At 71.5% G+C, this 23093-nt stretch carries 26 protein-coding genes and 1 pseudogene; 13 read left to right on the top strand and 14 right to left on the bottom strand.

Features of this window, described 5'->3' with window-relative positions:
• Positions 1-85: 85 nt before the first annotated feature.
• Both ACZ5WK_RS35040 and ACZ5WK_RS35035 read left to right on the top strand, forming a co-directional pair.
• Positions 86-775, top strand: a complete 690-nt coding sequence (locus ACZ5WK_RS35040; RefSeq protein WP_465553714.1) for a helix-turn-helix transcriptional regulator — start codon at positions 86-88, stop codon at positions 773-775.
• A 32-nt stretch (positions 776-807) separates the two neighbouring features.
• Positions 808-1359 carry a DUF3291 domain-containing protein gene (locus tag ACZ5WK_RS35035; RefSeq protein WP_465553712.1) on the top strand — a complete coding sequence of 184 codons (552 nt, stop codon included), beginning with the start codon at positions 808-810 and terminating at the stop codon, positions 1357-1359.
• A gap of 301 nt (positions 1360-1660) precedes the next feature.
• Here the strand turns inward: ACZ5WK_RS35035 and ACZ5WK_RS35030 are convergent, their stop codons facing one another.
• Together ACZ5WK_RS35030 and ACZ5WK_RS35025 are read right to left on the bottom strand one after the other, a co-directional pair.
• Complete coding sequence (locus tag ACZ5WK_RS35030; RefSeq protein ID WP_465553710.1) at positions 1661-2533, bottom strand: hypothetical protein; 873 nt, start codon at positions 2531-2533, stop codon at positions 1661-1663.
• Positions 2530-3279, bottom strand: coding sequence for a MerR family transcriptional regulator (locus tag ACZ5WK_RS35025; protein ID WP_465553708.1), 750 nt, complete (start codon positions 3277-3279; stop codon positions 2530-2532). Before ACZ5WK_RS35025 ends, ACZ5WK_RS35030 begins: the two co-directional genes overlap by 4 nt.
• Positions 3280-3599: 320 nt before the next feature.
• On the opposite strand from ACZ5WK_RS35025, the gene ACZ5WK_RS35020 reads away from it, so the two are divergent.
• From ACZ5WK_RS35020 to ACZ5WK_RS35010, 3 genes are read left to right on the top strand one after another with little or no spacing between them, the layout of a single operon-like run.
• Positions 3600-4025 carry a nuclear transport factor 2 family protein gene (locus tag ACZ5WK_RS35020; RefSeq protein ID WP_465553706.1) on the top strand — a complete coding sequence of 142 codons (426 nt, stop codon included), beginning with the start codon at positions 3600-3602 and terminating at the stop codon, positions 4023-4025.
• Entirely contained in the window at positions 4022-4861 is an 840-nt protein-coding gene (locus ACZ5WK_RS35015) for an NmrA family NAD(P)-binding protein (protein ID WP_465553704.1), read from the top strand. Before ACZ5WK_RS35020 ends, ACZ5WK_RS35015 begins: the two co-directional genes overlap by 4 nt.
• 43 nt (positions 4862-4904) lie before the next feature.
• Positions 4905-5522, top strand: coding sequence for a TetR/AcrR family transcriptional regulator (locus tag ACZ5WK_RS35010; RefSeq protein WP_465553702.1), 618 nt, complete (start codon positions 4905-4907; stop codon positions 5520-5522).
• Here the strand turns inward: ACZ5WK_RS35010 and ACZ5WK_RS35005 are convergent.
• Both ACZ5WK_RS35005 and ACZ5WK_RS35000 read right to left on the bottom strand, forming a co-directional pair.
• On the bottom strand, positions 5430-5825 hold the full coding sequence (locus ACZ5WK_RS35005; RefSeq protein WP_465553778.1) for a TetR-like C-terminal domain-containing protein: 396 nt from the start codon (positions 5823-5825) through the stop codon (positions 5430-5432). The two genes, ACZ5WK_RS35010 and ACZ5WK_RS35005, sit on opposite strands and share 93 nt — an antisense overlap.
• 215 nt (positions 5826-6040) lie before the next feature.
• Positions 6041-6394 (bottom strand): helix-turn-helix domain-containing protein, encoded by a 354-nt coding sequence (locus ACZ5WK_RS35000; protein ID WP_465553700.1) that lies wholly within the window; start codon positions 6392-6394, stop codon positions 6041-6043.
• A 143-nt stretch (positions 6395-6537) separates the two neighbouring features.
• Between ACZ5WK_RS35000 and ACZ5WK_RS34995 the strand changes: the two are divergent.
• Positions 6538-7176, top strand: a pseudogene (locus ACZ5WK_RS34995) (alpha/beta hydrolase); the annotation flags it as partial.
• A gap of 23 nt (positions 7177-7199) precedes the next feature.
• Positions 7200-7571, top strand: coding sequence for a nuclear transport factor 2 family protein (locus ACZ5WK_RS34990; protein ID WP_465553697.1), 372 nt, complete (start codon positions 7200-7202; stop codon positions 7569-7571).
• A 36-nt stretch (positions 7572-7607) separates the two neighbouring features.
• Here the strand turns inward: ACZ5WK_RS34990 and ACZ5WK_RS34985 are convergent, their stop codons facing one another.
• From ACZ5WK_RS34985 to ACZ5WK_RS34975, 3 genes are all read right to left on the bottom strand, one after another.
• Positions 7608-8531: an NADP-dependent oxidoreductase gene (locus ACZ5WK_RS34985; protein WP_465553695.1), complete on the bottom strand. Its 924-nt coding sequence runs from the start codon at positions 8529-8531 to the stop codon at positions 7608-7610.
• Positions 8532-8574: 43 nt separating this feature from the next.
• Positions 8575-9003, bottom strand: a complete 429-nt coding sequence (locus tag ACZ5WK_RS34980) for a nitroreductase family deazaflavin-dependent oxidoreductase (protein ID WP_465553693.1) — start codon at positions 9001-9003, stop codon at positions 8575-8577.
• 196 nt (positions 9004-9199) lie between these two features.
• Complete coding sequence (locus ACZ5WK_RS34975) at positions 9200-9856, bottom strand: NADPH-dependent F420 reductase (RefSeq protein WP_465553691.1); 657 nt, start codon at positions 9854-9856, stop codon at positions 9200-9202.
• 359 nt (positions 9857-10215) lie between these two features.
• Between ACZ5WK_RS34975 and ACZ5WK_RS34970 the strand changes: the two genes are divergently transcribed.
• Positions 10216-10677, top strand: coding sequence for a nuclear transport factor 2 family protein (locus ACZ5WK_RS34970; protein ID WP_465553689.1), 462 nt, complete (start codon positions 10216-10218; stop codon positions 10675-10677).
• Between the two features lie 131 nt (positions 10678-10808).
• Here ACZ5WK_RS34970 and ACZ5WK_RS34965 read toward each other — a convergent pair whose 3' ends face one another.
• Positions 10809-11435 (bottom strand): TetR/AcrR family transcriptional regulator, encoded by a 627-nt coding sequence (locus ACZ5WK_RS34965; protein ID WP_465553687.1) that lies wholly within the window; start codon positions 11433-11435, stop codon positions 10809-10811.
• Between the two features lie 186 nt (positions 11436-11621).
• Between ACZ5WK_RS34965 and ACZ5WK_RS34960 the strand changes: the two genes are divergently transcribed.
• The gene (locus tag ACZ5WK_RS34960; RefSeq protein ID WP_465553685.1) at positions 11622-12755 is read left to right on the top strand and encodes an FAD-dependent oxidoreductase; all 1134 of its coding nucleotides are present in this window, start codon (positions 11622-11624) and stop codon (positions 12753-12755) included.
• Positions 12756-13015: 260 nt separating this feature from the next.
• Here the strand turns inward: ACZ5WK_RS34960 and ACZ5WK_RS34955 are convergent, their stop codons facing one another.
• On the bottom strand, positions 13016-13570 hold the full coding sequence (locus ACZ5WK_RS34955) for a MarR family winged helix-turn-helix transcriptional regulator (RefSeq protein ID WP_465553683.1): 555 nt from the start codon (positions 13568-13570) through the stop codon (positions 13016-13018).
• 118 nt (positions 13571-13688) lie between these two features.
• Between ACZ5WK_RS34955 and ACZ5WK_RS34950 the strand changes: the two genes are divergently transcribed.
• On the top strand, positions 13689-14264 hold the full coding sequence (locus tag ACZ5WK_RS34950; protein WP_465553681.1) for an NADPH-dependent FMN reductase: 576 nt from the start codon (positions 13689-13691) through the stop codon (positions 14262-14264).
• A 251-nt stretch (positions 14265-14515) separates the two neighbouring features.
• Here the strand turns inward: ACZ5WK_RS34950 and ACZ5WK_RS34945 are convergent, their stop codons facing one another.
• The 3 genes from ACZ5WK_RS34945 to ACZ5WK_RS34935 all read right to left on the bottom strand — a co-directional run bounded on the left by ACZ5WK_RS34945 (position 14516) and on the right by ACZ5WK_RS34935 (position 18883).
• A complete protein-coding gene (locus ACZ5WK_RS34945) occupies positions 14516-15214 on the bottom strand; it encodes an alpha/beta hydrolase (RefSeq protein ID WP_465553776.1) in 699 nt (232 codons plus the stop codon).
• Positions 15215-15360: 146 nt separating this feature from the next.
• Entirely contained in the window at positions 15361-17625 is a 2265-nt protein-coding gene (locus tag ACZ5WK_RS34940) for a helix-turn-helix domain-containing protein (protein WP_465553679.1), read from the bottom strand.
• On the bottom strand, positions 17618-18883 hold the full coding sequence (locus ACZ5WK_RS34935) for an FAD-dependent monooxygenase (RefSeq protein ID WP_465553677.1): 1266 nt from the start codon (positions 18881-18883) through the stop codon (positions 17618-17620). The genes ACZ5WK_RS34940 and ACZ5WK_RS34935 overlap by 8 nt, the downstream gene beginning before the upstream one ends.
• 207 nt (positions 18884-19090) lie before the next feature.
• Here ACZ5WK_RS34935 and ACZ5WK_RS34930 point away from each other — a divergent pair, with 207 nt between their 5' ends.
• The gene (locus ACZ5WK_RS34930) at positions 19091-20014 is read left to right on the top strand and encodes a LysR family transcriptional regulator (protein ID WP_465553675.1); all 924 of its coding nucleotides are present in this window, start codon (positions 19091-19093) and stop codon (positions 20012-20014) included.
• A gap of 527 nt (positions 20015-20541) precedes the next feature.
• On the opposite strand, the gene ACZ5WK_RS34925 is transcribed toward ACZ5WK_RS34930, so the two are convergent.
• Positions 20542-21042, bottom strand: a complete 501-nt coding sequence (locus ACZ5WK_RS34925; RefSeq protein WP_465550830.1) for a cupin domain-containing protein — start codon at positions 21040-21042, stop codon at positions 20542-20544.
• 687 nt (positions 21043-21729) lie between these two features.
• Between ACZ5WK_RS34925 and ACZ5WK_RS34920 the strand changes: the two genes are divergently transcribed.
• Positions 21730-22023, top strand: coding sequence for a hypothetical protein (locus tag ACZ5WK_RS34920; protein WP_465553673.1), 294 nt, complete (start codon positions 21730-21732; stop codon positions 22021-22023).
• A gap of 394 nt (positions 22024-22417) precedes the next feature.
• On the opposite strand, the gene ACZ5WK_RS34915 is transcribed toward ACZ5WK_RS34920, so the two are convergent.
• On the bottom strand, positions 22418-22693 hold the full coding sequence (locus ACZ5WK_RS34915; RefSeq protein WP_465553671.1) for a hypothetical protein: 276 nt from the start codon (positions 22691-22693) through the stop codon (positions 22418-22420).
• A 50-nt stretch (positions 22694-22743) separates the two neighbouring features.
• Between ACZ5WK_RS34915 and ACZ5WK_RS34910 the strand changes: the two genes are divergently transcribed.
• Positions 22744-23025, top strand: a complete 282-nt coding sequence (locus tag ACZ5WK_RS34910) for a hypothetical protein (RefSeq protein ID WP_465553670.1) — start codon at positions 22744-22746, stop codon at positions 23023-23025.
• Positions 23026-23093: the final 68 nt, after the last annotated feature.

Below are 23093 nucleotides of genomic sequence, written 5' to 3'. Positions count from 1 at the left end.
CAATGCGCTGGTGGACGCCGCCGGCGGCCTGCCGGTCGGCTCCCGACTCTCTATCATCCACCTGTGTTGTTCTTAGAATGGCCAGGTGAACGACATCGATGCGATCGCGGTACTGCAGGATCCGGTGCGGCGCCGCCTGTACGAGTATGTGGTGGCCCAGGGGCGTGAGGTCGGCCGCAACGAGGCCGCCGAGGCGGCCGGGGTGGCGCGCACGCTCGCCGCGCACCATCTGGACAAGCTGGCCGAGGCCGGGCTGCTGGAGAGCGGGAGCCGCCGACTGACGGGCCGTTCGGGGCCGGGGGCGGGCCGCCCCGCCAAGGTGTACACGCGGGCGCGGGCCGAGCGGTCGGTGTCGCTGCCCGCCCGGGACTACCGCACCGCTGCCGAGTTGCTCGCCGAGGCTGCCGAGCAGGCCGGGCTGGACGCCGGGCTCTGCGCGGTCGCGCGCCGCCGGGGCGAGGCCCTGCGCGGTTCCGCAGCGCCCTGCGGCGATCTTGCGGAAGCCATGGAGGTGCTGGCCGCCCGCGGCTACGAACCACATCTGGAGGGTGCCCAGGGAGCCGAGGGGCCGGCCGGGTCGGCCGCGCACGTCGTCCGCATGCGCAACTGTCCGTTCCATGCCGTCGCCGAACGCTTCCCGCCGCTCGTGTGCGGCATGAACCTCGCACTGCTGGAGGGGCTGCTCGGCGCGGACGGTCCGGTGCGCGCCCGCATGGACGCCCGGCCGGGGGAGTGTTGCGTGGTGGTCGAGGCTTCTAAAAACAATGACCGTTGACTTAGAAAGCGGGGTCGTGCTGGGATGAGGCCATGACCGCCGCCACGCATGCCGCCCACCTCGCCCAACTCAACGTCGCGAAGCTTCGCCACCCGCTCGACGACCCGCGCATTGCACCGTTCGTCGACATGCTCGACCCGGTCAACGCCGCCGCCGACGACGCGCCCGGCTTCGTGTGGCGACTCGCGGAGGAGGGGGCGGCCGACGCCACCGGCCTGCGCCCGGCGGGAGAGGACGTCATCGTCAACATGTCGGTGTGGGAATCCCCGGAAGCCCTCTGGGACTTCACCTACCGCAGCGGGCACCTGGAGGTGATGCGGCAGCGTCGCGATTGGTTCGAACGGCACGTCGAGGCGCACCTGGTGCTCTGGTGGGTCCCCGCCGGCCACCTCCCGACCGTCGGCGAGGCCCTTGAGCGGCTGGCGGACCTCCGGGCGCACGGGCCCTCCCCGCGCGCGTTCACCTTCGCTTCCTCCCACACCGCGGCCGAGGCCGCCCAGCACCTCCGCGCCACGCCGCCGGCGCGGCCCGGGCGGGCCACGCTGAGCCCGCGGTCGGTAACGGCAGGGGAGGCCGTGGGCTAGGCCAGGGACCGGGACGCACGGCGCCGCCGCCCATCGGGCCGGGCGCCGTCGCCGCGATGCACCCTGGTTTACCGGGGGAGAGCCAGGGCGGAGGCCGCATCACGCCTCCGGCGGTCGTACCCACGGCGCCAGAGCCTCCCCGGCTGACGGATTCTCGCACCGGTACCGGAAGACGGTGCCCTGGACGATGTCGAGCTGCCCGGCCTGCCGCAGCCACGTCGTCCCGGCCCGGAGGGGTTGGAACACCCAGCCGTGATCGGGGCGGTCGGGGCTGGCCGGGCGCCACATCGGTCGCTTCGTATCAGGCCGTCGCAGGCGTACCTGGGCCGGGTGCGGGGGCGGTTCGTGCCCGTGTGACGGCGTCGTGGAGGGACGTCGGATCGTCGGCGTGCAGCCTGATCACCCGTACGAGGCGGGGGGTGCCGAGGAGCCTTGGCGCATTGAGCGGTTCGGCCAGTTCGAGAGTGAGGGAGGTCTGGGAGGCGATGGCCAGGTTCAGCTCGTCGTTCTTCTTCTCGTGGGTGAACAGCGTCTCGCGCCGGATGGCAGCAATCTGGGCGACGGGAACACGGATGTCGACATGGGCTGCCTGCCGGACGCGCAGGACACCCTCGGCCAGGACGTGCGGCCGGGTGACGGCGGCCGCGTGCATGCCGAGGATGAACAGGACGGTGTAGACGTCGACGACCAGAAAGACGGCGTGGATGACGGGCCAGTCGGTGAGCAGGTACGACAGGGCGACCGTCTCGGCCACGCACACGAACGTCAGGGCGTACATCATTGCGGCCTGGTCGCGGGCGTGGGGGAAGACTGCGTCGGCCTCGCCGACGCCGTGCGGACGGCGCACGGCCCACCGGACCAGGCTCGCCATGATCCGTCCCTCGTGTGCCACGTACCGCGCCGCGCGCTCGGGTACGAGCTGCGCGAGCGCCTGGCGCCGGGACAGTCCGAGCCGCCGTAGCCGCAGCCAGACGTGCGCCTCGGCGCCGAGGAGTACGAGCAGGAGCAGCTTGCCGCCGAGCAGAACGATGCCGGGCACCGCAGCCCCGCTGGTCAGGCAGACGGCCAGCACGAGCTGGGCGGGCACCGCGATGGCGCGCAGCTTCCGCAGGGCCGGCCCCCGCGTGGGTGCTTCGGGCCGGGGCAGGGGTGCCCGGAGCTCCGACGGCGTCATGCCTGGTCCTCCTGTCGTTGCTTCACGAGTTCGATTGCGCGGCGCACTGCCGCCGATTGGGCCGGTGCCAGGTCTGCGAAGATGACGTCTGCCAGAACGCTGCCGGCCGGGTCGGCGAAATTCACGACCAGGGCGTCGGGCAGCAGGGCCGCGAGCGCGGTGGCGGCCCGGATCACCCGGGGGTCGTCCGGCTCCTCACCGGCAAGGGCGTCCAGCAGGCCGTACACCTCGCCCGCGTGCTCCTCCATCCCCTGCAGCGTCTCCATCAGCCGGACCCGCTCCGCCTCGGGGGCCACGGTGTCAAGGAGGGCCAGGACCTCCCGGTCCTTCACGGCCATCGGAGAGTCCGGCATCTCGCCGATGCCTGCCAGCAGCCTGGTGAGCTGCGGCGACAGTGGTCCTTCGGCGGTCAGCCGTCCACCGCGCGCCTCGGCCAGCAGCGCGGCGAGCCGCCGGCGTCTCTCCCGGATGACCGCTTCCTGCCGTCCGAGGTCTTCGTCCAGTTCCTGTAGGACTTCCACCAGCTCGCGGCCCTCGTCGTCCGCGAGGACGTCGCGCACCTCGTCGAGGCCGAGGCCGAGCTCGGTCAGGCGCCGGATCCGGGCGAGCAGGACGGCGTCCCGGATTCCGTACTCGCGGTAGCCGTTGCTCCGCCGTACGGGTTCGGGCAGCAGCCCGAGATGGTGGTAGTGCCGCACGGCCCGAGGGGTGACCCCGATGAGGGCGGCGATCTCGCCGATTCGCATGAGTACATGAGAAACCCTGACGTCGCGGCAAGGTCAAGGCGGCTCGATCGGCGGGCGGTGTGCGCCCGGCAGGGCAGTAACGAGAGGGCCAGGGGAGCCCCCGGTGGGCTTCTTGACCTTGCCGCAGCATCAGGGTTTCCACTGAGTGGTATCCGGCCCGGAGTGATCACCGAGCTCGTGGCGCCATCCCGGAACACACGACGCGGTGGGCGGGCGGCGATCGTGGCGGGCCCGGACTAGAAAAACGGACCGGCGGTCCGTATGCTTCAACTAATCGGACCGCTGGTCCGTTTTTGTGGAAGCGGAATGGAGCCTTGCTCATGACGGAGACCGTGACAGCCGCGGAGCTGTACCGCCACAGCCTGCAACTCCTGCTGGAGAAGAACATCACCGCCTGGGTGGACCTGTGGGACGAGGACGGCGTGCTGGAGTTCCCCTTCGCTCCGCAGGGCTGGCCCGAGCGACTGGAGGGCCGGTCGGCCATCGCCGACTACATGCGCCACTACCCCGACCACGTCGACGTCCACGACTTCCCTGACCTGACGATCCACCAGACCACCATGCCCGGGACGATCGTGGTGGAGATGCGCGGGGTCGGCCGCCTGGTCGAGACCGACAGCCCGTTCGACATGACCTACATCGCCGTGGTCACCGTCAAGGACGGGGGCATCACCTCCTACCGCGACTACTGGAACCCGCTCGCCGTCCAGCAGCCCGGCGCCGACTTCGCAGGGGCGACCCGATGAGCACCCCGAGCGCCACCCTGGTCATCGGGGCCACCGGTACCACCGGCCGCCGGGTCACCGCCGGGCTGACCGCCGAGCGGCACCACGTGAAGGCCGCCGGCCGGAGTGCCACCCCGGTGGACGGCGCCCACGCCGTCCGCTTCGACTGGAACGATCCCGCGACCTGGGACGAGGCCCTGGACGGCGTCGACCGCCTCTACCTGATCCCACCCATCGGCTCCTCCGAACCGGCCGCGGTCATGCTGCCCTTCCTGCACCGGGCCCGCGCAGCCGGCGTCTGCCGGGCGGTGCTGCTCAGCTCCTCGGCGATCCCCGCAGGGGGCCCGGCGGTGGGACAGGTCCACCAGGCACTGCCCGGCCTGTTCGGCCAGTGGGCGGTACTGCGGCCCTCCTGGTTCATGCAGAACTTCACCGGCTCAACTCCCCATGCCCGCAGCATCCGTGAGGACGGAACCATCCGGACGGCCACGGGAATGGGCCGCGTCGGATTCGTCGACGCGCAGGACATCGCCGCCGTCGCCGTCCGCGCCCTGATCGACGAGCAGGCCCCCAACACCGACCTGATCCTCACCGGACCGCAGGCCCTGAGCTACGACGAGGTCGCCGTGGTCATCACCGAGGTCACCGGCCGGACCGTGGTGCACCAGCAGCTGACGTCCGATCAGCTTCGCGACCGCTGGGCGGCCGAGATACCGCTGGAGTTCGCCACCATGCTGGCGGGCCTGGACCGTGCTATCGCCGGCGGCGCCGAGGACCGCACCACGGACACCGTCCAGCGCCTCACCGGCCGCCCGCCCGGCACGCTCCGTGCCTTCGTCGAACGGGAGGTGTCATGAAACAGTGCGACTGACCCGACCGGATGACACACGAGGAGGACACGTGACCCAGCGCCCGGAGCGCGCCGACGCCCTGCGCAACCGCGAGGCCGTCCTGGCCGCGGCCGACGCTCTCTTCGCCGCCGGCGCCAGCCCGCAGAGCGTGTCGATGGACGACATCGCCGCAGCCGCAGGTGTCGGCAAGGGCACCCTGTTCCGCCGCTTCGGCGACCGCACCGGCCTGATCGGAGCCGTGATCGCCTCCCGCGTCGAACCCTTGCGCCAGGCCGTGCGGGAGGCACAGGACGCGGCCGGGCGTACGCCGCGACAACGGATTCTGGACCTTCTCGATGCCTCACTGCGCTTCAAGATCGAGAACCGGAACCTGATGGCGGCAGCGGAGGACGCCGGGCTCAGCAGCCCCTACCAGGCCGAACACTACGGCTGGTGGCACGAGATGCTCCGGGCGGAACTGGAGCAGGTCCCCAGCGTCCAGGCCGCCGACTTCACCGCGCACGCCCTGCTGGCCGCCATCCGCGCCGACCTGGTGATCCACCTGATCGACGACCGGAAGATGACACCCGCAGCCCTACGGTCCTCCCTCGCGGCCCACGTCGAAGGCGTCCTCGGCGCGGGCTCCGACCCGTCCGGCCCTCGTAACGAGGGATCCCGGACGGCCTGACCGCAGTCCGAAAATCGCGGACAGAGTGCCGCCTGCGAGGTCCTCCGGTGACTCGTCCATGCCGCTGGTGAGGCCCGCGCAGGCTGAGCACCGCGAGGCCGTGCAGGGCGGCCCACACGGACCTGGCCGTCGGCTCCGGTGACGGCTCCGCCGGGACCAGTGCGGCGCCTGGGCGTCGGCAACGACGTGCAGGAGCACTTCGAAGGAGTCGTGGCCGACCGGGCCGTCGCCGGGCCGACTACGGAACATCGTGACGAACAGGCCGGGGTGGTCGTGTGCGAAGGGCACGTATGCACCGCCCAGCCCCAGCAGCCGTCCGCGGACGTCCGCCGCCCCGGCAAGGCTGACCGGCCATGGGTCCGCCGGGCGCCGCGCCTTGCCATGGCCCTGGACCTCCTCATCGACACCCGCGGCGAGCTCGACCTCGACGAGTGCGGCAGACAGAACCGCGGGCCGTCCGGGTGCGTGGTGCGGAGAGGCGCGATCGCGACCCGCGACGGCCTGCCAGGATCAAAGGGTCAATGGATGCTCACAGCGGCGGAGTTGAACGTCTCGCGGTAGGTGCGCGGCGGTACCCCGACGTGTGCCTTGAACAGGGTCCGGAAGTTGGCCGGCGTGCCCAGGCCGCAGCGCCGTGCGACGGATTCGACCGTCAGGTCGCTCGATTCCAGGAGTTCCCGTGCGAGGCCGAGTCTCGCGTCGAGCAGCCAACGCATGGGCGGCCGGCCGGTGTCGGAGTGGAAGCGGCGGATGAGCGTGCGGCGGGACATGCCGGCCTGGCGCGCCAACTGGTCGACGGTGAGCGGCTGGTGCAGGTGGTCAAGGGCCCACGCGTACACCGGCGCCGGTTCGTCGGAGGTGTCCGCGGCCACCGGCAGGTCGGCGAACTGGGCCTGACCGCCGGTGCGGTGTGGGGCGGTGACCAGCAGGCGGGCCCGCTGGTTCGCCAGGCGGGCGCCGTGATCACGGCGGATGAGGTGGAAGGACAGGTCGAGGCCCGCGGTTCTGGGCCGACGGGTCGTGCTTCAGCAAGCTCATCCCCACGCTCCACGCCGAGGGGCACGCGGTCCTGAGCTCGCAGCACGGCCTCGATTCACTCGAAGGCGACGTCGCGTGCGTCACCCGCGCCATCGACCACGTGCCCGGCCCGGTCGTGCTCGTCGGTCACTCCTACGGCGGGACCCTGATCACCAAGGCCGGCGTCCACGACCGTGTGGGCGCTCTGGTCTACATCGCCGCGCTCGGCCCGGACGAGGACGAGACCTCCCAGGACGAGCAGGACAAGTTCGCCCGTACGCCCGTCTTCGAGCACATCGCCATCGCCGACGGCCGCATCTGGCTCCGGGAGTCGGGCATCGGCGACTTCTGCGGCGATCTGCCGGCAGCCGAGCAGAAGCTCGTCCTTTCGACGGGCGCCGTGCCGGTCGCCGATCTGTTCGACCAGCAGGTTCCCGGCACGGCCTGGCGCACGAAGCCGAGTTGGTACATCGTCGCGAACAACGACCGCACCGTGAACCCGGACCTGGAGCGGGCCGCCGCCACGCGCATGGGTGCGAAGACCTACGCCGTCGACAGCAGCCACGTGCCCATGCTCTCGCACCCCGACTTCGTCCTCGACGTCATCCGCGACGCCGCGAAGACCCTCGAGGCATAGAGCCGAACCCCGAAGGGCGGCCCATGAACACCACCGTCGCGGACCTGATGCGCCGCAACCTCCTCGACGTCTTCAACGAACAGGACGCCGGGCGCCGCAACGCGGCCATCGCGGTGACCTACGCCCAGGACGTCGTGTGGCACGAACCCGACCGCGTACACCGGAGCCGCGAGGCGCTCGCCCGGCGCGCCGCGGAGCTGCTCGCGCAGTCCCCGGACTGGGTCGTGCGCCCCGACGGCCCCGTCTCCGTCAACGACGACCTCGGCCACCTCGCCTTCCAGTACGGCCCCGCCGGTCAGCCGCCCATCGTGGCCGGAATGGACATCGCCCGGTGCAAGGACGGCGTCATCATCGAGCTCTACACCTTCGTCAGCGGGAGCAGCCAGCCGTCCTAGCCTGGCCGGGCAAGACAGCGAACCGCTGCCGATGTACTAGGGCCTGAGGACGATCTTGCCGTGGGTGTGGCGGCGTTCGAGCTCGGTGTAGGCCTCGCGGACCTGCGCCAGCGGGTAGACGTTCGCGATCGGCACCTCGAGGTGTCCGTCGGCGATCAGGCCGGCAAGCTCGGCGAGCACCTTGGCGCCCGGCCCGGCCGCGACCCCGCCGTCGGTCTTCACCCCGTGCTTCTCGGCGGCCGCGAAATCGGCGATCGTGTCGATCCGGTCGGTCGCGACGCCGAGGGCGAGAGCGAGCTCGACGTACCCGCTGCCGAATGTGTCGATGAAGGCGTCCACGCCGCTGGGCGCGGCGGCCCTGATACGGTCCGCGACGCCCTCGCCGTACGCGACCGGGATCACGTCGCGGCTCTTCAGCCACTCGTGGTTGCTCTCGCTCGCCAGGCCGATGACCGTGGCCCCGGTACGGCGCGTGAGCTGGACGGCGAGCGAGCCGACTCCCCCTGCGGCTCCGGAGACGACGACGGTCTCGCCCTGCTCGGGCCGGACGGCGTGGACCGCCCCCCATGCGGTGACGCCGACGACGTAGAGGCTGCCGGCCACCTCCCATGAGACCTTCTCCGGCTTGCGCGTGAGGTCGCCGGCCTCGACGAGGACCAGCTCGGCCTGGGAGGCCCGCTTCTGGCTGAATCCGATCACCTCGTCGCCGGGTGAGAATCCGGCAACCCCGGCGCCGACCTCCTCGATGACCCCGGCGAGGTCGCTGCCCTGCCCGGACGGGAACGTCGACGGGAACAGGGCCGTCAACGCCCCCGTGCGGATGACCGCCTCGCTGGGGTTGATACCGGCCGCTTTCACGCGTACGAGGACCTGCCCGTCCCCGGGTGCCGGGCGTTCCACCTCGTCGACCCGCAACACGTCGATCCCGCCGAACTCGTCGTACCTGACCGCCTTGGGCATGCTCTCTCTCCTTCGACTCGCTGAGGCTGACAGGGGTGTGGCGCTACGCCCGCCGGAGTTCGAGCACGGGAATGACGCGGATTCCGGCGGTCTGGCGTGCGTACTCGGCGAAGCCGGGGTAACGCCGCGCCTGCTCGGCGTAGATGCGGTCGCGCTCGGCGCCGACCAGTTCGCGGACGGTCACCTGGTAGGTCGCGGTGCCGCGTTCGATGGTGCCCTCACCGGCGGCGGTCAGGTTGCGGTACCAATCCGGGTTGGTGGGTGCTCCGCTCTTGCTTGCGAAGACGTAGACGACGTCCGGCGCGGTGTCGTGCGGGAGGTACATCATCGGGGTGACGTGCTCATGCCCGCTCTTGCGGCCGCGGTGATGGACGAGGACCAGCGGAGCGCCCTCGAAGCCCCCGCCGACTCTGCCTTCGTTCGCTCGGAACTCTGCGATGATCTTCGCGTTCTGGTCGAGTGCTTCACTCATGTCGAACTCCTGTCGTTCACGATCCGGGTCATGCGCTGGGGGCGAGCCGGAGGGACAGAGCGGCCAGGACGTGGCCGACCCGGGCCTCCTCCGGGGACAGCGTCCGGGCGGGGGACCGGGGTTGCTGCCGTCGCCGAGCTGCAGCTCACGCCCAGGCCGGCCGCTGCCGTACCCGGGTGAGCCGCCGCGTCTGAACTCAGGGGCGGGCGGAGCCGACAGCGGCGCGAGCCTGGTCGAGGTCGACGACCTCGCCGTCGGACCCGAACTGGTGCAGGTCGCCTCCCGGCGCCTCGATGCGGCCGGCGGCGGCCAGGCCGCCGGCCTTCACGGCGTCGAACCCGGCCGCGCGGATCAGCCGTTCGGCCGTCGCCGCGGCGCTCTCGTCGTCGGTGGCGTAGAAGAGCGCCGCACGCCGCGGCGCGCGGTTCGCGTTCGCGGCGAGCACCTCCGCGGCGAGGGTCCCGAACGCCTTCACGTAGTGGGCGCCGGCGGGCAGCAGGGCGGCGGCCACCGACCCGGCCGACTGCCTTTCGGGCAGCGACCGCACGATCTGGCCCTTCTCGTCGAACGCGATCGGGTTCGACGGGTCGACGACGACCTTTCCTTCGAGCAGCGGTTGAACCTGCGGGATCAGCTCCCTCATGGCATCGAGCCAGACCGCGAACACGACCGTGTCCGCGCCCGTGATCGCGTCCTGCACGGAGGCGGAGTGTGCGAGCGGCCCGAGCTCGTCCGCGAGCTCCTCCGCGTGCGAGGCGCCCTTCCCCGCGAGGACGACGCTCTCGCCCCCGGCCACCAGATGCCGGGCCACGGCACTCCCGATGTTGCCCACGCCTACGATTGCGGTGGTCATCTCCGGCCTTCCCTTCCGTTGACGTTGAGTCAGTTCTAGCCCAGATGTCTCGGATGTCCCGGATGCCGTCGGGCAGCAGCCCGAATGTCCGATATGCCCTCACCCAGTCGACCGAGCCCCAGTGCGCGACGATCAGCCGGTCCTCGACCCGGAAGGGGACGAGTGCGGTGAAGTCCGCCGCCCGGCCGCTCCCGGCGATGGTGCCGTCCCACGCGTTCCGGGAGGCGAGCCGGCTGTTCTCGGCGACCATGTGCGTCTGCAGGGCCAGCCCGTCGGGCATCGCCCCGCGGAAACCGTCGGGACTCGTCGCGCCGGAGCTGTGTTATGCAGGTGCCAAATAGTTTCACGAGGGAGCTGCCATGTCCTCCCACGCCCCGATCTCACCCCAGGAGGCCACCGACCGGCTGGCCGTCCGTGAGCTCGTCGACGCCTACGTCCGCTGCGCGGACCGCAGGGACGCCAAAGGGCAGATGGCCTTGTTGACCGAGGACACCCGCTTCCTCGTCTACATGGACGCGGGCGAGCCGACCCAGGAGCTGCGCGGACGTGAGGCCCTCGCCCCGGTCTTCGACAACCTGAACACGTACCGGGCCACCACCCACTTCAACGGCCAGAGCACCGTCACCCTGGCCGGCGACCGCGCGACCGGCGAAAGCTACTGCCTGGCCCACCACGTCTCGTTCGGTGAGAACGCCGAGCGCACCGTCATGATCGCGTCGATCCGCTGTCTCGACGAGTTCGTCAGGCAGGACGGCGCTTGGTACTTCGCGGAACGCCGCCTCCTGGTCGACTGGACCGAGACCCGTCCCTCTTCTCCCTGAGCCCGCAGTCGGATTCCTGAACCCGCGGGGCTGAGCCGTCCTGGTGGTGGGGGCGGGTTGTGCCGGGGCGGCGACGAGCAGCATCACTGCGGCGCCGCGTCAGGCCGGCGCGCGGTCGGCAAGGTGCTGGCTCACGCTTTGATCTGGGCGAGTGCGCTCCAGCCGTGTTCCAGGAGATCGAAGGCCCGGGTGATGGCCTGGCGGGGGTTGTCGTGGGTGTAGGCCGCGCGGGGGGCTTCGAGGGCGAAATGGGCCATGGCGGTGCACGCGGGGTCGCCCGCGGCCAGGCCGCTCTCCTCGGCAATGGCCCGGGCGAGCGCGGCGGTGTGACGCAGCCACATGTTCTGGGCGTAGTCGCGCAGTGCGGGGGTGCCGGCCACCAGGTTGGTGAAGGCGGTGAAGCGGGCGTCGCTGTCAGCGGCGGCCAGCCGGGTGGCCAGGGCGTGTTCCCGTAGTGCGGCGGGGATGGACCGGCCCTTGGGCCGGTCGCGGACGGCAGAGAGCAGCCGGGTCTCCTGGTCGGCGTCCTCGTCGAAGACGAGGGCTTCCTTGACCGGGAAGTGCTTGAACAGCGTGGTGGTGGACACGTCGGCGGCGTCCGCGATCTCGCGAATGCCGACCTCGTCGTATCCGCGCTCGAGGAACAGGCGCAGCGCGGCGTCGGCGATGGCCTGTCGGGTGGCGGCCTTCTTGCGCTCGCGGCGCCCCATCGGCGCAGGAGAGGGGCCTGTCGCGGTGTCGGTCGCAGTGCTGGGCATACCGACACCCTATCTCTTCGGTTGACTGGCATCAAAAGTTGAGCTGTTGCACTTATTGGGTTGGTGTGTTTTTCTGGTGCGGTGGCTGCGAGGCACTGCCCAGCCCCCACTCTTCTCGGCGGGACCCGCCATCCATCGGCCACAGGCGGTCGGGGCACCGCTGCACGGAACGAACGGAGCACCACCGTGAACACCACTCCCGTACCCCGCATCGCCATCATCGGTGCCGGCCCCGGCGGCCTGACGTGCGCTCGCATCCTCCAGCGGCACGGCATCACCGCCGCGGTCTACGACCGCGACGCCGGCCCCGATGCCCGCAACCAGGGCGGCACCCTCGACCTGCACGCCGACAACGGCCAGATCGCGCTGCGTGAAGCCGGTCTTCTGGAGGAGTTCTTCCAACTGGCCCGCCCCGAGGGCCAGGAGATGCGGCAGATGGACCCGGCGGGCACGGTCCTCTTCCATCATGTCCCCGAGGAGGGTGAGCGGTTCAAGCCGGAAATCGACCGCGGCCAGTTGCGCGACCTGCTGCTCAACTCGCTTCTGCCCGGCACCGTACGCTGGGGCCACACCTTGCAGGCCATCAGCGGCCCAGATGAAGGCCCCCGGCAGCTGCACTTCGCCGACGGCTCCACCGTCGAAGCGGACCTCGTCGTCGGCGCCGACGGCGCCTGGTCCAAGGTTCGCCGCGTCATTTCCCCGGCCGTTCCCCACTACAGCGGCGTGAGCTTCCTGGAAGCCTGGTTCCACCACGTCGAGGCCCGGCACTCCGACATCGCTGAACTGGTCGGCCAGGGCGGCGCCGCAGCAGCCGATGGCGACCGCGGCCTGTTCGCCCAGCGCAACAGCGGTGACCACATCCGCGTCTACATGATCCAGCGGGCCCCGGTCGACTGGATCGCCGCCGCCGGCCTCACCCCCCGGGACACCGACGGCATCCGTGCCCTCCTCCTGGAGCGCTACCGCAACTGGTCACCTCGCCTGCGCCGGCTGTTCACCGACAACGACGGCCTCTACGTCGACCGCCCGATCTTCACCCTGCCCGTCCCGCACACCTGGGCACACAGCCCCACGGTGACTCTGCTCGGTGACGCCGCCCACCTCATGCCCCCGCTCGGTGTCGGTGTCAACCTGGCCATTCTGGATGCCTGCGAACTCGCCCTCGCCCTTGCACGTCACGACACCGTCGACGACGCCGTCCACGCCTATGAGAAGACCATGCTGGCCCGCTCCACGGAGATGGGCCGGCTCCTCGACGGTGCCGTCGAACACCTACTGTCCACCCAGCTGCCCGACTTCGCCGCCGACAGCAACCACTGACACCGCCAGGCCGGTTCGAGCGCGGCGGCCATGGCGTCGGCGACCCGCCCGGACAGGGGGGAAGTCCGGGCAGAGGTCGCAGCCGTGACAGCCGAGGCCGTCGTTTGGACGGACTTCGCCGAGAAGGCGGCCTGCAGCTTCTCGGCGAAGGCTGCCGGGACGGGTCCGGCGGTCCAGGGTCCTCTCTCTCGTAGAGCCGGCCGATCGCGACCTGGGGGCAGGGTCGATTGCGTCGGGGTTCGGTTGCGGCGTCTCGGACGTCAGGACGCCGGGCGGCCGGGCTCCGCGCCGCCGGCCATGGCGGCGGAGTCGCAGATGTCGGCGTCGACGTCGCAGGACGGCGCTCCCGGTTCGACGTTCAGCGCACTGCGCGCGATCCGTCCGAGGAGGGCCCGGAACACCTCGCGCTCGTTCTCGTCGATCGCGGAGAGAAGGACGTCCTCGGCCTCGCGCACCTGCCACTGGAGGTGTCGCAGGGTGTCGACGCCGTGGCCGGTCGCGACGATTCTGCGCCGTCGCCGGTCGGAGGGGTCGAGCCTGCGCTCGACCAGGCCCGCCGCGACCAGGTCGTCGAGCAGATAGGTCATCACCGTGCGGTCGATCCGCAGATAGCCGGCCAGGGCGAGCTGGTTGGGCCCGTCGCCCTCGACCACGGCGGCAAGCGTCTGAAAGCCGCGCGCGCCCTGCGGCACGGCCTCCAGTACCGAGGAGACGGCGGTCCGGTAGGCGTGCGCCACCACCATGAGCGAGAACCCGAAGTCCTCGGTGAGGTCGGCACACCCGGCCACCGGCGCGGTCGTTGTCTCGCTGCCCATGACAGGAATGATACCCACCGACGCTTTGTTGACCAGATCGTCTGTTCGACAGACGATCTGCCGGGCAGCGTACTCAGCAGGTGGCATGCGCCACGCTTGAGGAAAGGCAAGGCCCGTCATGATCAAGATCGGCATCATCCTCGGCAGTACCCGCCCCAACCGAAACGGCGAACAGGTCGCTCGGTGGGTGCTCGACGTCGCCTCGCACCGTGGCGATGCCCAGTTCGAGCTCCTCGACCTGCGTGACCACCCGCTGCCGCACCTGGACGAACCCATGCCGCCGTCGCTCGGCCAGTACCAGAACGAGCACACCCGGCAGTGGGCGGAGAAGATCGCATCGTTCGACGGGTTCGTCATCGTGACGCCGGAGTACAACCACGGCATCCCCGGCGTGCTGAAGAACGCCCTGGACTTCCTCTACGCCGAGTGGAACAACAAGGCGGTCGGCTTCGTGTCCTACGGCGGACTCGGCGGCGTCCGTGCCGTGGAGCAGCTGCGCCTGGTGGCGGGTGAGCTCCAGCTGGCCGACGTGCGCCAGCAGGTCGCGCTCTCGCTGATCACCGAGTTCGAGAACTACCAGGTCTTCAAGCCCGGCGCCTACAACGTGCCCGCCCTGAACACGATGATCGACCAGGTCATTGCCTGGAGCACCGCGCTCGCCCCGCTGCGGGCGGCCCCGGCTCTTGCTTCATGAGCTTCCGCCCGGCCCGGTACCCCCAGCGACCGTGCGCCGACGCCGAGCGCCGACGCCGAGCGGCGGCTCGGCAGTGGACGACGCGGCAGCCGCGGACCGGCCCGGCCAACGCAAGGCACGGGCCGGACCACCCCCACCGCCGCCGTTCCGGCGCAGGTGGGGGAGGTCCGGCCGAAGGGACTCCCAGGATGGTCCGGTTGGGCAGTCACCGGTGCCGGAACGGGGTGCGGCGCGCAGCCGCCCGTGTGCCGTCAGGAGTGCGCGCCGAGCTCGTGCGCGGCCTGGGCGATGACGGCGGCCACGACGGCCGGGCGGGAGACGTAGACGGCGTGGCTGCCGGGGGTCTCGGTGACGGTAGCGCCGGCGCGCTCGGACATGGCGCGCTGAGCGGCCGGCGGGATCATGCGGTCGTCGGTGGCGACCAGGTACCACGACGGCCTGGTCTGCCAGGCCGGTTCGGAGACCGTCCCTTCGAGGGCGTCGACGCCCCAGGGGACCTGGGAGTCGGCCATGAACGCGGCCGTCGATGCGGGGACGTCGGCTGCGAAGGAGGCCGCGAACCTGTCCCGGTCCAGGAACAGGTAGCCGTTCGCGGGCGGCAGGATCGGCGGGACCGGGGCACCGGGAGCTGGGTCGGCGATCAGGGAACCGACCGACTCGCTCTTGTCCGGCGCGAACGCGGCGATGTAGGCGAGCGCGGCCACGCGCGGGTGGTTGCCGGCCTCGGTGACGACGACTCCGCCGTAGGAGTGGCCGACCAGCACGGCGGGGCCGTCGAGGCCGTCGAGGACCTGGTGGGTGGCGGCGACGTCGCCGGCCAGCGAGTGGGTCGGGTTCTGGACGACGGCGACCCGGTAGCCGTCGGCGGTGAGGTGGTCGTACACCCCCTTCCAGCCCGATCCGTCCACGAAGCCGCCGTGCACGAGCACGATGTTCTTGATGCCTGCCATCATCGTCTCCGGTCTCGAGGGACGGGCCCGTTGCCCGCCCGGCGCCCTCCATCCAAGCCGTCCGAAAGGACGAGGAACACGCAGAGCAGCACGCAGAGTTGTGAGGCGCCGGGCACGCCCCCGCCGTCCGCGGCGCCGTCCGAGCGTCAGGAAACGGCGGCCGCCAGGGCCTGGCAGCGGCTGCCCGCCTCGATGTCACCGATCGAGTCGAACACTCGCGCGGCCCGCGTGTACGTACGGCGGCTCTCGCCGGTGCGGCGTTCCTCGGCCAGCAGACCGGCCAGTGCTTCCAGCGCTTCGGCGTGCCGGTAGTCGGACACCTGGAGCGTGTCCAGGAGGGCCATGGCCGTGCCGAGCGTGTCGATCGCCTCGGCGCGGCGGCCGAGGTGTCCCAGGCACTGCCCGATGCGAATCAGGGCGAAGGGCCGGCTGTGCGCCACGATGCTCGCTGTCATCCCCGAGTCATCGTCGTCCATCAGCTCCAGCAGGGTGAGGAACTGCTCCAGGGCCTCGGCATGGCGCCCGCCGTCACGTAGGCAGTTGGCGACGTGGGCGAGGCTCTGGACGTAGCTGTCGACGTCGCCGGTCCCCTTGAACACCTCCGCCGCCCGGAACGACATCGCGATCGCTTCGTCGAACTGCCCGAGCACGTACAGCGCTCCCGCGGTGTACTCGTGGGACCAGGCGATCTGCGCCGTAGCGCCGGCCCGCGTGGCCAACCCAAGGGCCTCGGCCGCACACCGCACCATGGCCTTCGGGTCGCGCGGCGGCACCGAGTGGACCCAGGCCAGGTAGTTCAGCTGGGTCGCCTGCTGAGCCAGGTCGCCGAGGGCGGCCGCGGCCTCCGCGCCGAGCGTGAAGACCTCGTGCCAGTGCGCGCCGTGCACCCAGCGTTCGGAGAACCAGTGCATCGACTCGGCGCAGTCGAGGACCAGCGAGGGCCGGTCGCCGGCCGAAGTCCGCATCGCTCCGACCCAGTTGTCCACGTGGCTGCGCAGCCACCAGTCGGCCTCCTCGCCGGAGGACTGGGCGGCCAGGTCGGGGTCGGGCCGGCCGGGGCGGCCGTAGCCGGGTTCGAACCACCGCCCGGACATCGTCGCCATCCGCAGCAGCCACGACGTCACCCGTTCTGTCAGGGCCTGTCGCCCGGCGGCGGGCTCCTCCGCCTGGAGCCGGTCACGGGCGAACAGGCGGACGAGGTCGTGGAAGCGGTACCGGCCCCCAGTGCTGTCCTGCAGCAGGCCCAGATCGACGAGCTCGTCGAGAGCGTCCCAGGCGTGCTCGATCGGCATTGCGCCGACGACGGCGGTCAGAGCGGCGTCGAAGTCCCGGCCGGGTACCGCGGCGAGGTTGCGGAACACCCGGCGCGTCGTGTCCGCGAGCTGCTCGTACGACATTCCGAAGGCGTTGGCGATCTTGAGGTCACCTGCCCTGAACTGCTCCAGACGACGCTCCTCGTCCGCCAGCCGGGCGGCGAGCTGGGCTGCGTCCCAGTCAGGGCGGCTGAGCAGTCGGTTCCCGATGATCCGCAGCGCCAGGGGCAGCCCCCCGCACAACTCGGAGAGCCGGGTGAGTGTCGACTCCTCGTCGCGGGCGGAATGCCCGCCCAGAATGCCGGTCAGCAGTTCCGTGGACTCCGCTAGCGGAAGGGGGCCCAGGACGAGCCTGCGGACCCCCTCCAAGCCGGCCAGCAACCGCCGTGTGGTGATCAGCACCCTGCTCGCGCCCCCGCCCGGCAGCAGTGGACGTACCTGCTCCTCCGAGGCGGCATTGTCGAGGACGACCAGGACGCGCCTGTCCCTCAGCAGCGACCGGTACAAGGAGGAGCGATCCCGGGGATCGTCCGGGACGTGCCGGCCGGCGACCCCGAGCGCGCGCAGCAGCAGCCGTAACGCGTCGTCGGCGGCCAGGGGCTGCTGGGACATGCCGAAGAGATCGAGGAACAGCACTCCGTCGGGAAAGCTCGGCCGCACGGAATGCGCGGCGCGGACGGCGAACGTGGTCTTCCCCAGGCCGGCGGAGCCGGTGATGAGCCCCACCACTCCGACACCCGGCGAACTCTCGGCGTACACCAGCTCGCTCAACCAGATCAGTTCCTCGGCGCGGCCGGTGAAGTCCTCGACCGACCTGGGCAGCTCGCACAGGCCGCTCCGCCGTGTCCAGTGGTCCCGCAGTCGCCCGTCGCGCGCCAGGGCCATCAGCCTCGCGCGACCGCTGTCGTCCAGCTCCAGCGCGTCCGCCAGGGCGGTCACGGTCCGGGAGTGTGGCCCCTTGCTCCGTCCACGCTCCATGTCCGACAGGGTCCGGGCGCTGACCCCCGAGACCTCGGCCAGCTTCTCCAACGTCAGCCTCGCCGCCCGGCGGTGACCGCGCAGCACCTCCCCGAAACCCGGCCGGTCCGTCTCACCCATGGACCCGCTCCCGATCAGCGGCGACGGCAGGGACCGTCCAGGACGGGTGGGTGTTGACCTGGGCCACGGTGGCCCCGGCCAGTCTCTTGTAGCGGGTCGCGATCCTCTCGGCCTCCCCGACGGGCAGCGCCCCGCCGTGCTCCTCGGCTCGGGCGATGGTCTCCTCCGGTCCCAGGTTCCGGTTGGCCAGCACGATCGCGTTGACGGCCGGCCGGCGCATCCGGTCGTAGCGGCGGAGCGCGGCCTCGGCGTCGTCGTCCCGGGCCAGGCACCAGGCCAGTACGCGGCTGTCGACGATCGACTGCGATCCTCCGTTCATGCCCATGGGGAACATCGGGTGTGCGGCGTCGCCGAGGAGGGTGACCCGTCCGAAGCTCCAGCGGGGCAGGGGATCGCGGTCGATCATCGGGTACTCCAAGATCGCCGAGGAGCGTTCGGCGAGCGCCGCGAGGTCGATCCACGGCAGGTGCCACGACGACAGCACGGCGCGGGCCTCCGCCGCGCCGACGCGGCGGCCGGGGCCACCCGGAGGCGGGGCGGACGGCCCGTGCCGCACCTCCAGCACCCAGTTCACCAGGGCGTCGGCGACCGGGGTCGCGGGGTCCTCGATCGGGTAGGCGACGAACTTCGCGCCGGGAGTGCCCCCGGCCACCACGATCGAACGGCCGTCGAGGATGTGCGGGTGCTGGGAGACCCCGCGCCACATGTGGACGCCGTTCCCGTTCGGGAGGCTCTCGTCCGGGTACAACCGGCTGCGGACCACGGAGTCGATGCCGTCCGCGCCGACCAGCACGTCGGCGTCGTCGACCACGGGCAGACCGCTCGAGCGGTCCAGGAAGTGGGCGCGGACGCCGTGGGCGCTCTGCTCGAACCCCTGGAACAGCAGGCCGGTACGGACCGAATCCGGCCCCAGCCGCTCGCGTACCGCCGCGAACAGCAGCAACTGCAGACGGCCGCGGTGCACGGAGTACTGCGGCCAGCGGTACCCGGCCGGGCGTCCCAGCAGCTCCTCCCAGACCGTCTCGCCCGTCCGGTCGCGGTAGCTCAGCAGCCGCGGGGGCAGTGCGAGGGAGGCCAGCTCGCCGTCGAGGCCGAGTTCCGCGAGCTCCCGGACGGCGTGCGGCAACAGGTTGATCCCGACTCCGACCGCCTCGACCTTCCGCGCCGCTTCGTACACCCGCGGCGCGAAGCCGGCGGCGTGCAGACTCAGGGCGCAGGTCAGCCCGGCGATGCCGCCGCCGACGACGGTCACTCTCATCTGTCTGTCCTCGCCCTTCGCCGGGGCCACAGGTCTGGCCGACACCCTGCCACCAGCCTCGGGGCCCCGGCCGCGCGCGTCCAATACACAACGGTGATGGCAGCCGTCACGATCACTGATCGCACCCGGGATCGTCGTACCGGCGCCGGATCGGTCGGCGGCGTCACAACCAGATCTCTCAGCTGTGGAGTTGATAGTTTGTCGGTCATGGAGCTCCGCACGCTTGAGTACTTCGTCGCGGTGGCGGAGGAGCGGTCGTTCACGAAGGCGGCGGCCCGCTGTCATGTCGTGCAGCCCGCGATCAGCCAGCAGATCCAGGCCCTGGAGAAGGAGCTGGGAGAACCGCTGTTCGAACGGCTGCCCCGGCAGGTGCTCCTCACCTCCGGCGGCGCCGCCCTGCTGCCGCACGCCCGCGCCTGTCTGGCGGCGGCCGCGTCGGCCGTCCTGGAGTTCGCCGACCGTTCCGGTCTGCTCAGCGGATCGTTCGCGCTGGGGACCGTCGGCGGCCTGGAAGGCACCAGCATCCCCCGGCTGCTGGGGGAGTACCACCGCCGCTACCCCCGGGTCGCGGTGAGTCTCCTCGGGGCGTCGAGCCCCTCGCTGCTGGCGAAGGTCCGCGACGGGGAGATCGACGCGGCCGTGGTCGCGGGACCGCCGGACGGCGAACCCGCCGCCGTCGCCTCGCGCGTGCTCCTGGAGGACCGGATCGTCGCGGTCCTCCCCGCAGGAAGCCGGCCCGCGAACCGTCCGATGACCCTCGACGAGGCGGTCCGGAGCCCGGTCATCAGTTACGGCCCCGACAGCGGAGTGCATGGGTTCATCCGTGCGGCCTTCGCCGCGGAGGACCTGCGGCTGGACATCGCCTACGCGACGAACGACGTCGCCCTCCAACTCGCGCTGGTCGCCGAGCGGATCGGCATCGCCCTCACCTCCCACGCGAGTCCGGTCCTCGCCACCGACCGGCGTTTCGTCGTCGTGCCGCTGGAGCCCGCCATCCGGTTGCGGAAGGTGTTCGTATGGCGGGCGGGCACCCGGCCGAGCGCGCCGTTGCGGGCCTTTCTCGACCTGTGGACGGAGCTGTCCGACCGACCGGCGCGCGACTGGGCGGTATCCGGGTCCGCCACCGGTTGATGACGCCCGCAGGGGCGGGACGATTGCCGGACGGGACAGGCCGACGCGGCAGGACCGCTCCCGGCCGAGGAGTGGATCCAGTGGACGGAACGGCTGGCAGCGCTGCGGGAGGCCGCGCAGGACAGTGCCACGGAACTGGCGGAGGTGGAGGCATCCCGAAGGTGAAGGAAGGGAGTCCGGCCAGTTCCGGACAGGCGATGGCCGCCGCTGACCCTGGCCGGAGCCCTCGAGTCGGGCTCCGCCGGCAGCACCCTCTGCGCCCCGCGCCCCGCGGACGAGATCGACCGCCAATCTGCCCAAGATCACCTGGGGCCTCACACTCGCGGCTGGCCGGGAGCGGTCCGGTCGGGTGGCAGGCCGAGCGCCTCGTGCAGGGCCGGCAGGTGCTCGCGGGCGGCGCGGGTGTGCCGGGTGGCCTGGGTGAGCTGCCCGCCGTCGGTCGATCCCAGCCGCTCCGGTCGCTCCTTGTCGGCCGGCGGTGGGGGAGTGGCGGCCGCCGGGCTGGTGCTTGAGTTGGTTCCGGCAGGTCAGTTGCCGGCCGCCGCCTCCAGGGTGGCGCGCCACAGCGGGCTGTCGACGTAGTGGTTGTCGTACTGCTCGGAGGAGTCCTTGATCTCCTGCGGGCTCGCCTCGCCGCGCATCACCCGGCCGAGCAGGCGCAGGTAGTCGAAGCGGGGCATGCCGGGGGTGAAGGTGAACAGCACGTCGGCCTCGGAGCCGGGCGCCGCGGCGAAGGCGTGCGGGGTGTGCGGGGGGACGAGCAGGAAGTCGCCCTCGTGCAGGGTCTTCACCTCGTCGTCCACCAGCACCTGGAGGGCGCCGCCGATGACGAAGAACAGCTCCGAGGCGCGGGTGTGGAAGTGGGCGGGGGCGCCGACCGCGCCCTTGGCGAAGGTGGAGCGGTAGCTGGTGATGGGGCTGCCGTCGGTGCCGCAGTCGGCGAGCAGGGTCATGACGCTGCTCGGGTCGCTGGTGGTCTCGGCCTCGGCGGCGCGGGTCAGGACGGGCTTCAGCGGGCTGGCGGTCATGGCGGCACTCCCCCGTGTCGGGTGGTCCCGGCTGTCTGCCGTGACCTCGTGATGATCACTCTAGTTCGGCAGTAGACCACCAGAATGGTGCATTCCCAGACCGAAACGGTGGGTCAATTGACGTCCGGGGCCGGCCGTGACCGCCCGCGCCGAGCAGGCCTCGCCCGCCCGGTTCGAGCCCGGCAGCACGGCAGTGCGCCGCGACATCCACGCGGGCCGGGTCTGGACCGCGATTGCCGCAGCGCGTCCTCCGCCGACACCGGCGACACCCTTCAGCTCGCCCACTGGCCCGGCATCACCTCGCTCGCCCCGACCACCTGGATCGACCTCCTGCGTACCGGCGACACCGCGCTGCGCGAGAGTGGCCTCCAGAACCTTGGCGCCGGCACCTGGACATGCGCGCCGGGGTGTGCGGATCGCGATCTGGATCACCGGCCCGGCAAAGGATCTCACCCACTTCGACGCGCGGATCGACCGGATGACGCAGGAGGCCGGCCCGCTGCCGAGGCGCTCACAGCGGCCGGCACCTTCGTCACGTCGGCCCGTACCGGGACGCCGACCGGCAATTCCTCGTCGCCCTGCCTCCCGACAGCCGGGCCCGCATCGCGCGCAGGGCCGTCGGTCAGTATGTCGACGGCAGGCCGGGGGTGCGGACGAGTGAGAGCTGCGACAACCCATGAGCGGTGCGTGGCGGGAGCCCCCGGCAGCGGCCTGGCGTCCCTCGATCCGATGAACACCCACGGCGGGACCGCACGGTGGTCCGTCCAAGAGGCGAGTTGGTGGCGGACTCCGGCCTACCTGGCCGCGCCCGAGAACAGCGGCACCGGCGCCGGTACGAAGATCATCGCCGGGGACACCGACGGTGCCTGGGCCTCGACGGTGTCGTGGAACGGCTTCTACTGGCGTGCGAAGTGGTGGAACAAGGTGGCCGACGAGCCGGGCAAGGGCGACGCCTGGCAGCAGCTCGGCCCCACACCGTGACCGTCCCTGACCGGAGGTGATCGGCGCTGGGCCCTGGCGGAGCGGTGCACCGCTCCGCCAGGGCCTTCGGCGTGCGGCCGGGAGGCGGATCGCGGCGGCGAGGGTGCCGTCGTAGGGGTGAAGGAGGAGGCGGGCGAGGGCGGGGCGTCCGGGCGGACCTTCGCGCCGGCGGTGCGCACATTCTCTTCCAGACCGCCACCGGACGGGCCCGCCACGAGGATCACCACCGGGTTCTTCTGGGCAGCGGCTCCGCTGGTCCAGGTCGGCAGGATCTGGCGTGTGAGCACGTCGTGCACTTCCTGCTCGGGCAGGAGGGTCGGGCCGCCGGGGCCGCCGGGCGCGGGATCGCCGGCACGGTGCCCGGCGCAGCCGGTTAAGCCGCGGGGGCCGACACTCACGGGGTCCTGCCTTCGCAGGCGGGCCGGGCGGTCTGCGGGACGGCGACCGGGGTGGGGTAGCCCTGCTCGGCGCGCCAGGTGGTGACGGCCAGGATGGAACCGTCGAAGTGGGCATCGGCGATGCGGTGGAGGGCTGCCAGGTCGTGGCCGGATGCCCAGACGCCGCGTACCCGGGCGCCGCAGCCACAGGAACACTCCCGCAGGTCGTGAGCGGGTGCGCACGCGTACGGATGTACGCCGCGCGACGGTACGGCACGCAGGCCCCATTCCAAGGCCGGTTCGTGGCGGATTGGGAGGGGCTGTTGGGAGGCAGGATCTCCTCGTGCGCGCTGAACTTCACTTCACCAACGCCGACTTCTACATGCCGTTCCCGCCGTCGGATCCCAACCCCGCCGTCGCCGAGGCCAGGGCCGCGACCTGGAGGTGGATCGACGAGCTGGGCATCTGCCCGATAGAGGCCAACCGGCGTTACCTGCGGCGTACACAGCCCGAACTCGTCGCGGCCATCCGTGATCTTGCGTGGGTATCCCCGGCTTCAGCCGGGGAGGGGAACGCATCCTTGTCTCGGAGGCGCGAAGCGCCGGAGGTCTCTGCGCCGAGGTGACGGTCAGACAGGCCGTTTCTGGCCTTCGATGTACTGCCGGATGATGCTGAGCGGTGCGCCGCCGCACG

Source organism: Kitasatospora sp. NPDC032757 (assembly GCF_055579305.1).
Note: the sequence above shows the minus strand (reverse complement) of the source record. Positions and strands in the feature narration are given on the sequence as shown.